This window comes from Streptomyces sp. 8N706 (genome assembly GCF_052245415.1).
Taxonomy (GTDB): Bacteria; Actinomycetota; Actinomycetes; order Streptomycetales; family Streptomycetaceae; genus Streptomyces.
In genome coordinates this window covers 1-15,309 of sequence record NZ_JBQQBW010000139.1, presented here as the reverse complement: position 1 = coordinate 15,309, position 15,309 = coordinate 1, and the positions used below count along the sequence as shown (strand labels likewise).

The 15,309-nt window shown below is 72.2% G+C and carries 12 protein-coding genes; 6 read left to right on the top strand and 6 right to left on the bottom strand.

All coding sequences use genetic code 11. The annotated features are described in order from the left end of the window. From ACTWQE_RS30715 to ACTWQE_RS30700, 4 genes are all read left to right on the top strand, one after another. Positions 1–2,766: DEAD/DEAH box helicase (locus ACTWQE_RS30715; RefSeq protein WP_443332357.1), on the top strand; the 2,766-nt coding region annotated here is incomplete at its 5' end. Next, positions 2,763–4,013 (top strand): SWIM zinc finger family protein, encoded by a 1,251-nt coding sequence (locus ACTWQE_RS30710; protein ID WP_443332356.1) that lies wholly within the window; start codon positions 2,763–2,765, stop codon positions 4,011–4,013. The genes ACTWQE_RS30715 and ACTWQE_RS30710, both read left to right, overlap by 4 nt. A 283-nt stretch (positions 4,014–4,296) precedes the next feature. Further along, the gene (locus ACTWQE_RS30705; RefSeq protein ID WP_443332355.1) at positions 4,297–5,025 is read left to right on the top strand and encodes an aspartate/glutamate racemase family protein; all 729 of its coding nucleotides are present in this window, start codon (positions 4,297–4,299) and stop codon (positions 5,023–5,025) included. A 274-nt stretch (positions 5,026–5,299) separates the two neighbouring features. Next, positions 5,300–5,797, top strand: coding sequence for a MarR family winged helix-turn-helix transcriptional regulator (locus tag ACTWQE_RS30700; protein WP_443332354.1), 498 nt, complete (start codon positions 5,300–5,302; stop codon positions 5,795–5,797). A gap of 112 nt (positions 5,798–5,909) precedes the next feature. Here ACTWQE_RS30700 and ACTWQE_RS30695 read toward each other — a convergent pair whose 3' ends face one another. The 3 genes from ACTWQE_RS30695 to ACTWQE_RS30685 all read right to left on the bottom strand — a co-directional run bounded on the left by ACTWQE_RS30695 (position 5,910) and on the right by ACTWQE_RS30685 (position 8,421). Then, positions 5,910–6,107: a DUF4236 domain-containing protein gene (locus ACTWQE_RS30695; RefSeq protein WP_443332353.1), complete on the bottom strand. Its 198-nt coding sequence runs from the start codon at positions 6,105–6,107 to the stop codon at positions 5,910–5,912. Between the two features lie 282 nt (positions 6,108–6,389). Continuing rightward, entirely contained in the window at positions 6,390–7,370 is a 981-nt protein-coding gene (locus ACTWQE_RS30690; protein WP_443332352.1) for a carbohydrate kinase family protein, read from the bottom strand. Positions 7,371–7,506: 136 nt separating this feature from the next. After that, on the bottom strand, positions 7,507–8,421 hold the full coding sequence (locus ACTWQE_RS30685; protein ID WP_443332351.1) for a pseudouridine-5'-phosphate glycosidase: 915 nt from the start codon (positions 8,419–8,421) through the stop codon (positions 7,507–7,509). A gap of 265 nt (positions 8,422–8,686) precedes the next feature. Here ACTWQE_RS30685 and ACTWQE_RS30680 point away from each other — a divergent pair, with 265 nt between their 5' ends. Together ACTWQE_RS30680 and ACTWQE_RS30675 are read left to right on the top strand one after the other, a co-directional pair. Continuing rightward, positions 8,687–10,057 carry a glycoside hydrolase domain-containing protein gene (locus ACTWQE_RS30680; protein WP_443332350.1) on the top strand — a complete coding sequence of 457 codons (1,371 nt, stop codon included), beginning with the start codon at positions 8,687–8,689 and terminating at the stop codon, positions 10,055–10,057. A 262-nt stretch (positions 10,058–10,319) separates the two neighbouring features. Continuing rightward, entirely contained in the window at positions 10,320–10,961 is a 642-nt protein-coding gene (locus tag ACTWQE_RS30675; protein WP_443332349.1) for a uridine kinase, read from the top strand. A gap of 336 nt (positions 10,962–11,297) precedes the next feature. Here the strand turns inward: ACTWQE_RS30675 and ACTWQE_RS30670 are convergent, their stop codons facing one another. The 3 genes from ACTWQE_RS30670 to ACTWQE_RS30660 all read right to left on the bottom strand — a co-directional run bounded on the left by ACTWQE_RS30670 (position 11,298) and on the right by ACTWQE_RS30660 (position 14,644). After that, positions 11,298–12,734, bottom strand: a complete 1,437-nt coding sequence (locus ACTWQE_RS30670; protein WP_443332348.1) for a WGR domain-containing protein — start codon at positions 12,732–12,734, stop codon at positions 11,298–11,300. A gap of 350 nt (positions 12,735–13,084) precedes the next feature. Beyond that, entirely contained in the window at positions 13,085–13,618 is a 534-nt protein-coding gene (locus ACTWQE_RS30665) for a methylated-DNA--[protein]-cysteine S-methyltransferase (RefSeq protein WP_443332347.1), read from the bottom strand. Between the two features lie 111 nt (positions 13,619–13,729). Continuing rightward, positions 13,730–14,644 carry a glycerophosphodiester phosphodiesterase gene (locus ACTWQE_RS30660; RefSeq protein ID WP_443332346.1) on the bottom strand — a complete coding sequence of 305 codons (915 nt, stop codon included), beginning with the start codon at positions 14,642–14,644 and terminating at the stop codon, positions 13,730–13,732. Positions 14,645–15,309 lie beyond the last annotated feature (665 nt).

Here is a 15,309-nt window from a genome sequence, read left to right as displayed (position 1 = left end):
GGCGAGGGTGCTCCGCCCCGCGACGGGCGGATCGCCCTCTGGCGGCCCGGGGGCGGCGCCCCGCCCGGTGCGACGGACGAGCTGGCGGTCGTACGGCCGCACGGCAAGGGAGTCCGGACCCGCACCGTCCCCGCCGTACTGCTGTCCCTCGCCGAGGCTGTTCCGCTGCTCGCCCGGGCGCGGCACGACCCCGCCGCTCATCCCGCCGCCGTCTGCTGGGGCGCGGCCGCCCTGCACGCCCTGCACCTCACCGCTCGCGGCAGGCTGCTCCCCGGACTGACCTCGGAGGACATCGACGCCTGGCGGGCCGGGCCGCTGGACCCCGACGACGTCGCCCATCTGCGGGCGATCGCCGCCGCCATGCCCGCCGAGGCGTACGCCGTGCCGCTCGCGGGCCGTAAGCCGTTGCAGCTGCCGGACCCGGAGGGGCTGGTCAGGGCCTTCCTCGATGCGGTTGCCGACACCATCCCCCGTACGTCAGCGGCCCCGTACGCGGTCGGTGCCTCGTTCGCCGCCGACGAGCCGCAGCGGCTGCCCGGAGCCCGTGAATGGGCGGCCGAGGTGGCCGCGGGCATGGACGCGGGGGTACGGATCTCGCTGCGGCTGGACCTCTCGGCGTACCAGATCTTCGACGCGGAGGACGACGAGCGGAGCGCGGCCGCCGCGGTGGTTCAGGTCCACAGCCTCGCCGACCCGACGCTGATCACCGACGCGGCGCAGCTGTGGGCGGGCGCGGATCACTCCGGCGTGGCTCAGCCGGGCGCCGCCCACTTCGGCCCGCGGGCACGGATCGACACCCTCCTCGCCGTGCGCCGCGCGGCTCGTGTCTGGCCGCCGCTCGCACGCCTGCTGGAGAACCGCCCCGTCCCGGACGTGCTGCCGCTGACCGAGGAGGAGCTGCACGAGCTGCTCGGCCAGGCCGCGCAGCGGCTGGGCGCGGCGGGGGTCGCTGTCCACTGGCCCAAGGAGCTGGCGCGCGAACTGACCGCCACCGCCGTTGTACGGCCCGCGCCCGGTTCCGCCGCCGACGGCTTCGGCTTCTTCGACACCAAGGAACTCCTGCAGTTCCGCTGGCAGTTGGCGCTGGACGGCGAACCGCTCAGCGAGACGGAGATGGACGCGCTCGCCGAGGCGCACCGCCCCGTCGTACGGCTGCGGGACCAGTGGGTGCTGGTCGACCCCGCCCTCGTACGCAAGGCCCGTAAGCGGGAGCTGGGCCTGCTGGACCCGGTGGACGCCCTCTCGGTGGCGCTCACCGGCACCGCTGAGGTGGATGGTGCGAGCGTCGAGGCCGTCCCGGTGGGGGCGCTGGCCGAGCTCCGTACCCGCCTCACCGCCGACGTGCGGCCCGTGCCTCAGCCGGAGGGGCTGCGTGCCACGCTCCGCGACTACCAGCTGCGCGGCCTCGCCTGGCTCGATCTGATGACCTCCCTCGGCCTCGGCGGCTGTCTCGCCGACGACATGGGTCTGGGGAAGACCATCACCCTCATCGCCCTCCATCTGCACCGTGAGTGCACCGAGCCGACGCTCGTCGTCTGTCCGGCCTCGCTGCTCGGCAACTGGCAGCGGGAGGTCGAACGCTTCGCCCCGGGCGTTCCCGTCCGCCGCTTCCACGGCACCGGCCGCACCCTGGAAGGCCTGGACGGCGGCTTCGTCCTCACCACGTACGGCACGATGCGCACCAGCGCGGCCGAACTGGCCGGGCACCGCTGGGGGCTGGTCGTCGCCGACGAGGCCCAGCATGTGAAGAACCCGCACTCCTCGACGGCGCGGGCGCTGCGGACCATCGAAGCGCCCGCGCGTGTCGCCCTCACCGGCACTCCCGTCGAGAACAACCTCTCCGAGCTGTGGGCCCTCCTGGACTGGACCACCCCCGGACTCCTCGGCCCCCTCAAGGCCTTCCGCGCGCGGCACGCGCGCGTCGTCGAGGGCGGCGAGGACGAGGCGGCGACGGAGCGACTTGCGCGCCTCGTACGGCCGTTCCTGCTGCGCCGCAAGAAGTCGGATCCGGGCATCGCCCCCGAGCTGCCGCCCAAGACGGAGACCGATCACCCCGTCGCGCTCGGCCGTGAGCAGGCCGCGCTGTACGAGGCCGTCGTACGGGAGACCCTCGCCCGGATCGAGGAGGCCGAAGGGATGGCGCGCCGGGGCCTGGTGATGAAGCTGCTCACCGCCCTGAAGCAGATCTGCAACCACCCGGCGCAGTATCTGAAGGAGGCCGCCCCGGGGCTCACCGCGCGCTCCGGGAAACTGGAACTCCTGGACGAACTGCTGGAGACGATTCTCACGGAGGACGGCTCCGTACTGGTCTTCACCCAGTACGTGGAGATGGCGCGCCTGATTGAGAACCATCTCGCCGGCCGGGGCATCCCGGCTCAGCTCCTCCACGGCGGTACGCCCGTGGCTCAGCGCGAGTCGATGGTCGACCGTTTCCAGTCCGGCGAGGTCCCGGTCTTCCTCCTGTCCCTGAAGGCGGCGGGCACCGGCCTCAACCTCACCCGGGCCGGGCATGTGATCCACTACGACCGCTGGTGGAATCCGGCCGTCGAGGAGCAGGCGACCGACCGTGCGTACCGCATCGGACAGACCCAGCCGGTGCAGGTCCACCGGCTGATCGCCGAGGGAACGGTGGAGGACCGGATCGGCCGTCTGCTGGACGCCAAGCGGGCGCTGGCGGACGCGGTACTGGGCGGGGGCGAGGCCGCGCTCACCGAACTCAGCGATGCGGAACTCGCCGATCTCGTCTCCCTGCGGAGGACGTCATGACCCGGCGCACCTTCCCTGCCCTTCCCCCGCGACCGGGCAGCCGTGGGCCGTTCGCCGAGTCCTGGTGGGGCGGTGCCTGGGTGCGGGCGCTCGAGGAGACCTCGCTCGATCCCGGGCGGCTCTCCCGCGGTCGCACCTATGCGCGAGGCGGGTACGTCGACGAGATCACCGTCGGTCCGGGCCGTATCGCGGCGATGGTCCACGGCAGCCGCCCCCGCCCGTACCGCACCGGGATCCGCCTCCAGGTCCTCTCCGACGAGGAGTGGAACGGCTTCCTGGACGCCGTTTCCGCGCAACCCGCCCACATCGCCGCGCTGCTGGACAAGGACATGCCGCACGACCTGGTGGAGGCGGCGGAGCGGGCGGGCGTCCATCTGCTGCCTGGCGCGGGAGAGCTGGAGCCGAGCTGTTCCTGCCCCGACGACGGGTACCCCTGCAAGCACGCCGCCGCGCTCTGCTACCAGACGGCGCGGCTGCTGGACACGGATCCCTTCGTCCTCCTGCTGCTGCGCGGCCGTGACGAGGGCGGACTCATCGACGAACTCAGCCGCCGCAACGCGGCCCGCGCCGCTGCCGAGAAGCCCGCCGGGGCCGATGTGCCCCGGGCCGGGGTCAGCGCGCGGGAAGCCCTCTCCGCAACCGGGCGCCCGCCGCTTCCCGCGCCGCTCGCCCCGCCCGCGGAGTCCGGCCCGCCGTCGCTCTTCCCGGAGCTCCCCGGCGCCCCTGAGCCGTCGGCACTCGAATTCCTGGCCGTCGACGCCTCCTCCCGCGCCCACGCGTTCCTCACCGCGGACGTGGACCCGTTCGAGTCCGCGTCCCCGTGGCACGACGCGGTCCGCCTCGCGGCCACCCATCCCCATCTGTCCGGCCGCCGGAGTCTCTCCCCGCTGTTCTCCACGCTGGCGGCGGGCACGGGCCGTACGTCCCGGAATCTCACCCGTGCCGCCGCGGCCTGGCGTCAGGGCGGCCCGGAAGGCCTCGCCGTACTCGACACACCGTGGAACCCGCCGGCCGGAGACTTCGACCGCGCCCGCAGCGCCCTGGCCGCCGCCGACTTCCCCCGGATGACGATCTGGCGCAACCGCCTCACCGACCCGTCGCGCGTCGTCCAACTCCGCTACGGGCGGGACGGCCGCTGGTACCCGTACCGCTCGGACAAGGGCCGCGACGACTGGTGGCCGGAGGGCCCGGCGGACCGGGACCCCGTGGGCGCACTGACGGGCACGCTCTACGGGGCCGCCGAGTGACCTCGTATCCGCTCCGATCCGGCAGCCGATCCGGCCTGGACCGCTGTGGTTCGGGCGCGGCGTTTTGCGCCTCGGCGCCTTCAGGGACGGGGCCCCGCGCTTGAGGGGCCCTGTCCCGGCATAGAGGGCCCGCCAGGCCTTGAGGGCAGGCTCCCGCCTTTGAGGACCGGCCCGCCCTCCATGATCGGCGGCAGCGCCGGTTCCTCTGCACCGCAGGGTGAACGTACGTTTCAATAAGGGTGCTGGCACAGGACAACAGGCCAACCGGACTGCAGGAGCCCTCATGAAGCACCTCGGCATTCTCGCGCACAGCACCGAAGGCGCCGCCCTGTGCTTCCGGGCCTTCTGCCAGGAGGGGTTTCGTGAACTGGGGCCCTATGAGCACCCGGATGTGACCCTGGACTGCATCGGTCTGGCGCGGAGTATGCCCGCGTGGGACGAGGGGGACCACGACGCGGTCCGGGCCACGCTGGCCCTGAGTGTCGAACGGCTCGCCCGTGCGGGCGCGGACTTCTTCGTCTGTCCGGACAACACCGCGCACATGGCTCTCGAACGGCCGGGAGCGGACCTTGCCACCCCGGGTCTGCACATCGCCGAGGTGGTGGCCGACCGCGCCGCCCGGGACGGCCGCACGCGCGTCGGCGTGCTGGGCACCCGCTACACGATGGACGGGCCGGTCTACCCCAGGACCCTCGCCGGTCGGGGAATGGCCGCCGAGGTGCCCGAAGCAGCCGACCGCCACATCATCAACAAGATCATCTTCGAAGAGCTGGTGAACGGCGTGTTCACCGAGGACTCGCGCCAGGAGTACGTACGCATCATCGAGCGGCTGGCGGCACGGGGCTGTGACGCGGTCGCCCTGGTGTGCACCGAGATCCCGCTTCTCGTCACGCCCGACGTCTCTCCTCTCCCCACGCTGGACTCCACCCGCCTGTTGGCCCGGGCGGCCTTCGAGGCCTCCGTCGGTCACCGGGCCCTGCCGACGTGGCGCGGGGGCCCCGTGGACGCATGACACGCCGGCAGCCACGCCTCCTGGCCGGGACGTACGGCCACCACGCCGAATCCGCGGAACGCCCTGCCGGGGCCCCACAGGGCCTCTTGTTCTCGTCCATGACCGGACTCGGGGCCGTCTCCAGGGCGGGCTGTGCGACCGCTTCGCCGCCGCCCGAGGTGGTCCCGACGGCCGCGTGGCCGGTACTCGCCGCCGGCCGGGTTGACCTCAACTTCGGTTCAGGTCTTAGCGTCGATCACACACCCGGCGCGAACCACCGTGAGGGAGAGGGCGTATGACCCGGACCACCATCCCTGCAGGCGCAGGCGTGGCCGCAGCGGACCCGGACGTGACCGACGAGATGCTGGCCACGCAGCCCATCGGTTACTGGAGCGGTGTCGTCCACAAGGCGGTCATCAAGCACATCCGCGATGCGATGGCGCGCATGGACGTCACCCAACCGCTGTGGTGGACCCTCAACCGGGTGGACACCGGCGGGTACGGTCCGACCCGGGAGGACGTGGCCGCCCAGCTCGCAAGCGTCGTCGACGGCCCGTACGACATCTCCCGCGCAGTCGACCAACTGCTCCACCGCGGCTGGCTCAGCGCCCGCGCCGACCGGCGCCTCTACCTCACGGATGCCGGGCGGGCGGCCAAGACCCGTATCAAACAACTCGTCGCCGAACTGCGGGCGGAGATCCACGACGGCATCACCGACGAGGAGTACGTCGCCGCGCTCAAGGTCCTGCGCAGGATGGTCCACAACACGCACGGCCCCGCCGCCCTTCGGTGAGCGCGCGGCGGCGAGACGGCTGTCGTGGCCGGTCCCGGCGCGGCCGCCGGATACGGGACGGGGCGCGGGTGCCGGAGGCTTTCGATCAACAATCCAGCCGTTGCGCAACGTATCAGTGGTGGCGGCGCGAGGTGGTCTTGCGGTAGCCGAACGGGCCGGGGAGGTCCATCGAGGTCGTCCTGCGGCCCGTGGAGGAGTAGGTGCGCTTCGCGCCGTCGCCCTTTCCGAGGGTGACGGAGACCGACTTGCGGTTGATGTTCAGGCGGACACCGGGAAGTATCCGGAAACTCTTACGAAAGGTCATGGGCACGGAAGACTCCTTTCATCGAACGGACCGTTCGATGGTCCGCTTTCCCTGACCGTACGCCGGTACGCGTGGCTCCGGGCGGCCGCAGGACATGACGGCGCATCAGGAAAAGCACGCGGGGCGTTCACAACCGCTCCGCCCACCGTGCACCGCGTCGCGAGTCGTCATCGCGGAGACCACGCCGGCGGGCGCGGGTCCCGCCACGCCCTTCCCGGCGTCGCGGGGAGGGCCCGTCCGCGGGCCCGGGCGGGACGGTCGCCTCGCGGCGGACGGGGAACGTGTCCCTCACGTTCGGAGGTCCGACCGACGCCTGTGCCGGTCCGGCCCGGGGCGGCCCCCGATGACGGTGACCGCCTCCGCCCCCGCCCGGCAGCCCGCCGCCGTCGCCTCGGCGGGGGAAGCGCCCGCCAGGCGGGACGCGAGGAAGGCACCCAGGAAGGCGTCGCCCGCACCGGTGGTGTCGCGAGGTCGGGTCGGCGAGGCGGGGACGTGGGCGAGGACCGTGCCCGCGGAGGCGAGAAGGGCCCCCTCCCCACCCAGTTTCAGCGCCACCAGGGGGAAGCGTTGGCTCAACTTGACCGCCGCTTCCCGGGGTTCCGTGAGCCCGGTCAGGAGCTCCGCCTCCGCGCGGTTGGGGGCGATGAGGTCCGCCTCCGCGATCGACTCCAGCAACCGGTCCGCTCCGAGGCCCTCGATGAAGCCGGCGGACGCCGGATCCACGCTGACCGGAACTCCGCGGGTGCGGGCCGCCCGCATCGCTGCCCGCGCCACCTCGCGGCCGGTGCCGGAGAAGAAGAGGTAGCCCGACAGATGGAGGTGGGCGATGCCGTCCAGCCCGGTGTCCTGCCAGTCGGCGGGGGAGAGGCGGAGACTGGCGCCGCTGTCGGTGACGAGGGTGCGTTCGGCTGTCGGGTCCACCAGGGAGATGACGACGGCGGTAGGGGCGTCCGGGTGGATGCGCAGGTGCGGGCGGACACCGGCGCGTAGCAGGGCCTCCCGGTGCCAGTCCGCCGTATCAGCGCCGACGCACGCCAGGAGCCGTACGTCCTCCGCTCCCGTACGGGCCGCCCAGCACGCCACGTTCGCGCCCGCGCCACCCGGGAGCGTCGTGATACGGGCCGCCGTGTCGGTGGCCGGGGCCAACGGGGTGTCGTGCCGGGCGACGATGTCCGTGACCACGTCGCCGATCACGAGCAACCCGCGGCCGGTCGCGCCGGTCGCATCGGTCGTACCGGTCGGGCCTGTCGCGCCGGTCGTCTCCGTCATGGCGGTCCGGCCTGTCCGGCCTGTCGGGCCTGTCGGGCCTGTCGGGCCTGTCGGGCCTGTCGGGCTGGTTGGGCCGGTCGCCTCCGCCATGCCTGTCGGGCCTGTCGCGTCCGTCATTCGGTCGCGCCCGTCCCCGTCATGACGTCCAGGCCTCCGCGATCCGGGCGGCCAGCGCGACATTGCCCCGTACTGCCGCCAGATTGGCCTCCAGCGAGGCGCCCTCCGTATGCCGGACGAGGTAGTCCAGAAGGAACGGTGTCACCGACTGGCCCGTGATCCCCTCGCGGGCGCATTCCGTCAACGCCTCCGCCAGGACACGATCGTGGAGCGCCGGATCCAGCTGTTCCCGCTCCGGTACGGGGTTGGCGACGATCAGGGCCGACCCGGGGCCGCCCAGCGCGTCCTGGGCCCGCATGGCTTCCGCGACGTCCTGCGGGCTGTGCACGGTCCAGTCGACCGGCTCGCCCGAGCTGCGCAGATAGAAGCCGGGGAAGCGGTCCGTCCCGTAGCCCAACACCCCCACACCCAGCGTCTCCAGGCGCTGAAGCGTGGCGGGGACATCCAGAACCGACTTCACGCCCGCACAGACGACCGTGATTCTCGTACGGGCCAGCAGGCCCAGGTCGGCCGACTCGTCCTGCGTCGTCGTCCACTCCCGGTGCACACCGCCGAGCCCGCCCGTCGCGAACACCCTGATCCCCGCGCGCGCGGCCAGGAAGGCGGTTCCGGAGACCGTCGTCGCTCCGCTCGCGCCCGCCGCCAGCGCCGGTGCCAGATCGCGGTGGCCCAGTTTGCGCAGTGAGGGGTCGTCAGCGGCGCGCTCCAACCGGGTTTTGTCCAGTCCGATGTGCGCCCGCCCGTCGAGCACCGCGATGGTGGCCGGTACGGCGCCTGCCGACCGGACGATGTCCTCAAGCTCCTCGGCCACTCGTAGGTTGCGGGGGCGGGGCAGGCCGTGCGCGATGATGGTCGACTCCAGCGCGACGACCGGACGCCCGCGCGTGAGCGCTTCCCGGACCTCGTCGGACACAACCATCAGGGGTGTGGGCATCCGTCGCACCTCTCCCGTCGTCTCGTCGCCGGCGTCCGAAGGACAGGCTCCTCACCCAACACTGGCGTATCGGACACACCCTCAAACCTTGCGTCCAGTGCTTGACCTGGACTTCACAAGAGTGGCAAAACTATGACAGAAGTGGCAGAAGTGACAGAGATGAAAAATTCATAGAGTCCGTCGTGCTGTCGGAGCACGTGTCCTCCGGGGCGCGTGGCCCGCCGGTCGTGCAGCCGGACTCGGGCCGACTGCACCGGGGGTCGACGTGTCCCGTCCTCGTTTCGCGTTCCGTACCAGACATCGGCTCGGCATCAGACATCGGCTCGGCATCAGACATCGGCTCAGCGCGGTTGTCGCCGCGACGGTCGGTGGTGCGCTGACGCTCGCCCTCGCCCCGCCCGCCGCCGCGGAGCCCGCCACTCCCGTCGCGTATCCCTCGGGCGCGACCGCCACCCGCTACTCCGGCCCCGCGTTCGACGCCTGTACGGCGCCGACCCTCGAGGCGATGAAGGCCTGGAGCGCCTCGCCGTACCGCGCCGTCGGCGTCTACATCGGCGGCGTCAACCGCACCTGCGCCCAGCCCGAACTGACCGCCGACTGGGTCGCCGAGGTCTCGAAGCTCAATTGGCGCCTGCTGCCCATCTACAAGGGGCTCCAGCCGCCCTGCGGCGCGAAGTCCCAGGACAAGAAGATCACACCCGCCGGGGCCGCCGCCGAGGGCAAGGCGGCAGCGGTCGACGCCATCTCCGAGGCCGCCAAGCGCGGCATGCTGCCCGGCAGCGCGTTCTACAACGACATCGAGCAGTACTCACGCACCGACACCACCTGCCGGACGGCCGTCCTGACCTATCTGTCGGCGTGGACCAAGGAACTGCACGCACGCGGCTACCTCTCCGGCGTCTACATGAACCTCAACCACGGGGCCAAGGATCTCTCCGACGTCTACGACTCCACGACGTACGCCCGGCCCGACGCCCTCTGGATCGCCCGCTACGACGGCAGCCCGTCCCTGACCGGGTGGACGGGAATCCCCGACTCGCAGTGGGGAGCGCACCAGCGCATCAAGCAGTACACCAACAGCCATGACGAGACTCATGGCGGCGTGAAGATCAATATCGACAACGACCAGCTAGACGCGCCCGTTGCCACCGTCGCCCACACCTACGAGGTGACCAGCGGATCCGCTCTCAAGGCCCGTGGCGGCCCTTCCACTTCGCACGGAGCCACGCGGTCCGTCGGCCCCGGCTCGTCGGTCCGGGTGGTCTGTCAGACGCCGGGCTCCGAGGTCGGTACGTCCTCGGTGTGGAACAAGCTCGCCGACGGCACGTACGTCGCCGACTACTACGTGAACACCCCCTCCGACACCGGGTACAGCGAACCCCTGCCCCGCTGTGCCCTCCCCTACCAGGTGACACCGGCCGAAGGCGTCAACCAGCGCAGCGGCCCCGGCACCACCTACGCCACGTCGGGCACGCTGCCCGGCGGCGCGCTCGCCTGGACGGTCTGTCAGGCGCCGGGTACGGCGGTGAGCGGTACGAAGGTGTGGAACAAGCTCGACAACGACCGCTGGGTCTCCGACTATTACGTGGCCGACGAGAGCAACACGACGTACAGCCCGCCCGTCCCGCGCTGCTGACGGCGTCGGGTACCCGGTGCCTCCACCCGTGGGCGGAGGCGCCGCGTACTTGGTGCATCCACCCGTGGGCGCGCTGCCCCGTCATCGCGAGCTCGTCAGGGCGCAGGCTCGTGAGGTAGCCGCTGCATGGGAACGCAGGCCCATGGGATCACAGGTCCATGGGGATCGCCGCCTCCCTCGATGACGAAGGGGCGGCGATCGGCTGCTGCGTCGGACCCCGCACTGCGACGCGTCCGCGGACGGCGTTTGGCACGATGGGAACGTGCGGCTGGAAGCGATCTCCTGGGAACGGCTGACCGAAGCGCTCGCCGGCCGGATCGCCGGGCTGAAGGCGGCGGACGGCAGCTCATGGCTGCGCGTCGCGGTCGACGGTGCGCCCGCCGCCCGTCCCGGGCAGCTGGCGGAGGGACTGGCCGACGCCCTGAGGGTGCGCGGGCGCTCGGCGCGGACGGTGGACGCCGACGGCTTCCTGCGGCCCGCGTCGCTGCGGTACGAGTACGGGCGCGAGGACCCCGACGCGTACTACGACCTGTGGCTCGACACGGGCGCACTGTGGCGAGAGGTCTTCAACCCGCTGGAGCCCGGCGGCAGCGGGGAGGTGCTGGCCGACCTGTGGGACCCCGTCACCGACCGGGCCACCCGCACGCCGCGTGAGGAGCTGGCGCCCGGCGGCGTCCTGGTGCTGTACGGGCCACTGCTCCTCGGGCGCTGGTTCCCGCTCGATCTGTCGGTGCACCTGCGGCTGTCCGCTCCGGCCCTTGCCCGCCGTACGGGCGAGGGCGAGAGGTGGACGCTGCCGGCCTTCGCCCGGTACGAGGACGAGGTGGGACCGTCGGAAGCCGCCGATGTCGTCGTACGGGTGGATGACCCCCGCCACCCGGCGTGGAGCGACCCCGACCGGTAGGTCCCGGGCCGCGGAAGCCGCGGCGCGGCGCCCGGCCGGAACTCGCGCCCTGCCGATGGCCTGACGTTGGACGGTGGAGCGCTGACGCCCCCCGTCCCGGGCCCGGCAGAGCGGACGTGCGGTGCATTCGGCAGCCCGGCGGTCCCGGGTGCGTCCGACCGGACGGCCGTTGCGAGCCCGGTCGTTCCGCGTCCCTTCGTCCGGAGCGCAGCCGTTGCCGGCCCGGCGGTCCTGGGCGCGCACGACCGGAGCGGAGTCGTCGCGGCGCTCCCGGGACCGACCGGTGCCGCGGTGCCGCGAGTCGGCGGAACCAGCACGGCAGGGCCGCGCCGTCGGTCAGACCAGGCGCCGGATCTCGCCGCGGACCCGGTAGAAGCCGCCCGAGGCGGGGTGGAGGGCGTCCACCACATAACGCGCGCCGGGCACCCGTATGTGACGGGGGAACTGGACGTTCCAGGCGGGCTCGTAGCCGTCGGTGGTGACCCGCATCCGCAACCGGCCGCCCTCCTGGACGCACTCGATGACCACGCCGCTCGCCGGAGCCGTGGTGGCCGTCACCGTCTGCACGGTCGCCGACGGCGCGTAGGTGGGCAGCGCGGCAGCCGACTTGACGTCCACCGCGACCGGCACGGTGCCGCCCTGGGCGGCGGCGATCGCCGCGTCACTCGCGTCGACGCAGACCAGGGACCCGTCGGTGGTGACGAGATACAGCTTCTCGTCGAGGTACTGCATCGACAGGGCCGAGCCGCCGCCCGTGCCGAGCTTCCACAGCCGTGTGCCGTCCTCGGCGAAGCAGTAGACGGACGAGGCGGAGTCACCGGCGAAGACGTACTGACCACCGGGCGCGGTGGCGCACGAGTAGACCGCGGTGTCGCACTGGTACGAGGCCTCGACCGCCCCTGACGCCTTCGCGAGGCGCTGGACCACATGGCGGCCGGTACCGGCGTACACGGCGTCGTCCTCCTGCCATCCGAAGAGCACCGCCCCCTGCGTCGGGGTGTGCCACAGCTCGCTGCTGCCGTCCAGGCCGTACGCGGTCACGCCGCGCTGATGGCCGTGGTAGACCGCCTGGTCGTCGCACCGCACCATCCAGGCCTGACCGCCGGAGCTCTTGCGCGACCACTGGAACTCGTCCTCGTGGTCGATCACGGTCAGCCCGCCGCTGCGGTCGGAGACGTTGAGGACGCCCTCGCGGATGTCGAGCCAGAAGATGTCGACGTCCTCGGCGATGTCGTAGGCGGCGAAGGGGAGTTTCGAGGACAGGTCGTAGACCTTGCCGTCATCACAGCCCGCGTAGATCCAAAAGTCGTCCGCCACCAGGCACTTGACGCCGTCGGGAAGCTGATAGCGCGCCAGCACCTCGCCGTCGTGGCTCAGGGTGTGGACATCGCCGGACTGGTTGCCCACCCAGCAGCGGTCCTCGTCGATGTGGATGCCGAAGGCCGACGTGCCCGTCCGGAAACGCCACAGGACGGGCGCGACCGCACGGGCGGTCGACGGTGCGGAAGTGACCTGACGGCGCGTCACCGGCCGTGCCTTGCGCCGGCCCTGGACCGCCGGGGCGTAGCCCTTGCGGACCTTCTCGCCGATCTTCTTCGCAGCCGCGGCCCGGGCCTTCTCGGCCGTGGGGAACGTGGACGTCTGCAGCTGTCCGGCCGCGCCGATCCGCCCGTAACGCACCGAGACGACCGTCCCGTTCACCGTCACCTCATAGAACTTGTGCGCCCCGCCACCGTCCTGCGACAGCTCCAGATACGTCTTCGTCTGCGACACGACAACGCCCCTTCCCCGGACGGCCACCCTGGCCGAACCCCACTGATCGCAACGCTAGGACCTGCCACTGACAACGGCGGTCGGAGGCACAACGGCGGTCGGAGGCGGGCCGCGACGGACTGCCATGGCGGACGTGCCGCGGCGAGGGGCCACCGCTCCCGCACCCGTACCGGAGACCTGGTGCCGGGCCCGCGGGTTCTCCTCCGGCCGCGGCCGGTGCCGCAAGCGACCGGGCTGTCAGCAGGAGGCGGGCGGCGGCGGCAGAGGGACGGGCACGTTGTCCGTCCCGCCGGAGCGGAGGCCATCCCGCCGGAAGCGGAGGCAGTGGCGTCAGAACAGAGGCCGTCGCGTCAGAACAGAGGCGGTGGCAGGACGCCCTCCAGCGCCAGCAGTGCGCGCTTCGTCTCCCGGCCTCCGCCGAAACCGCCGATGCCGCCGCCGCTCTCCACCACCCGGTGGCAGGGGACGACGACCGGCAGGGGATTGGAGCCCATCGCGGTGCCCACCGCCCGCGCGGCTCCCGGTTCGCCGACGCGGTCGGCCAGGTCCTGGTAGCCGACGACCGCCCCGTACGGGACACCGGTCGCGAGCTCGCGCAGCACCCGCCGGTTGAAGCCGGCCGACAGCGACCAGTCCAGCTCGAGGCCGAACTCGCGCAGTGAACCCGCGAAGTAGGCGCGCAGCTGCCGGACCGTCCCGGTGAGCAGGGGGTTCTCGGCGGCCTCCACCGGCTCGCCGCCGAGCCGGGCGGCCAGCCGCTCCAGGGCCGCGCGCGCCGTCCGCTCGTCGGCGTGGAAGACGACGTTGACCAGGCCCTGGTCGGTCGCCGCGAGCAGCAGCGGTCCGATGGGGGTACCGGTCACGGTCCACGTCACTGCACTCATCTCACGCAGCGTAGCTCTCCCCGGCCACGCGCGCGTGGCGGGCGGAGGAGTGCGGCCGCGCCCGACGAGGGGACGCGGCCGCACGGGCGCCGTGCTTCCCGGGAGTCGGAGCTACGACGCCGAGGCGCCGACGAAGGAGCTGTGGTTCGAGGCGCTCCCCGCCGTCGCGTCGCGGACGACGTCAGGGGTGTTGGTGATGATGCCGTCCACCCCGTAGCCCTTGAGCCGTGCCGCGGTCGGACCGTCGTTGACGGTCCAGGTGTAGGCCTCGAGCTGACGGCCGTGCGCGCCCCGCAGCTGGTGGAGGGCGGCGATGTACTGGGGCGTCACCGTCTTGTGGCTCGGATTGATCTGGTCCACGTACTCCGCATACTTCCCCAGGTCACCCACGTCGGGGGTGCCCAGGAACCCGGTCTTCACATCGGGCCGGAGCTTGTGCACCGTTTGCACGCTGTCCGCGCTGAAGGACTGGATGATCAGCTTCCGGTGGACATGGTGGTGGTCCAGCCAGCCCGACCGCCGCAGCTCCAGGAGCGTCTGTAGCTCGATGCCCGGGTACAGCTCGGGCGCCTTGATCTCCAGCAGCAGCTTCTGCCGGTGGGCGCTCACCCGTTCGAGGTAATCCTGCAGGGTGGGCACGCGCGCGCCCGCGTAGGCGGACGAGAACCAGCTGCCCGCGTCGAGCTGCCTGATCTCCTCCAGGGTGAAGTCCGAGACCTTCCAGGGCGCGCGGTCGGGGAAGACCTGTTCCACGTTGGTGGTGCGCTTGAGGTCGGTGTCATGAATGACCACCAACGCGCCGTCCTTGGTGCGCTGGACGTCGTTCTCCACCCACGTGATGCCCAGGTCGTCGGCCTTGTCGACGGCCGCGAGAGTGTTCTCGGGGGCGTACGCGGAGGCGCCGCGGTGAGCGACGACCACCGGGCGGTGCGGGTGGTCGGCGGCCTGTGCCGCCGTGGTGGGGAGGAACAGTGAGGAGAACCCCAGAAACGTTCCGACTGCGGCTGCGAGAGGGCGTATGCGCACGTGGACTCCTCGCGTCGTCTTTCGCGGACTGGCCGAGGGTCCCAGGTGTGACGCAACGCCGGACAGGCTTGGGATGGACAGAAGTTGAACGAAATGCGCTGGGCAACCCTGCTGTGCCATTTTCCGGTATTCCGATGTCCGACGCCGGATGACAGGCCCGCCTGAGGGAACGGCGGACGCTGTCGCCGCCCCCGCGTACCGCGTCCGAGCGGCCAGTACGGAGCGCTGTCCCGCCGCTGGGATCACCTTCTGCGGGGCCGGGGCGCTGAGGGCCCCCGGCGGACCGTCGCGGCGGGGCCGAAGGTGGCCGGATGTGATCGATCAACTGAGCGATGGGGCTGTTGGTGCTCGCTGCCCCTCGCGCCCCTCCGCGCGTTCGACGGCTCCCGCTGGATCCCATCCGACTCCGTGCGACCCTCACGGCTCTCCGCCCGCACACGGTTCGAGCCGGGCCCAGCCTTCCGTACGTACCGAAGGCCGGGGACGCGCCGGACCGCCGTACGGATCCGGCCGGGAGGCGGCAGCGGGCGGCGGCGCAAGCGCCGGCTCCTGTCCGCGACGGTCGGTACGCGGATACTTCCGGCCCCTCGGTGCTCCCACTCGTCCGTACCGCCGTTGGAGGGCTGTCGGTGGCGCACTGGGCCCGCAGCAACTGGGCCAGGTGG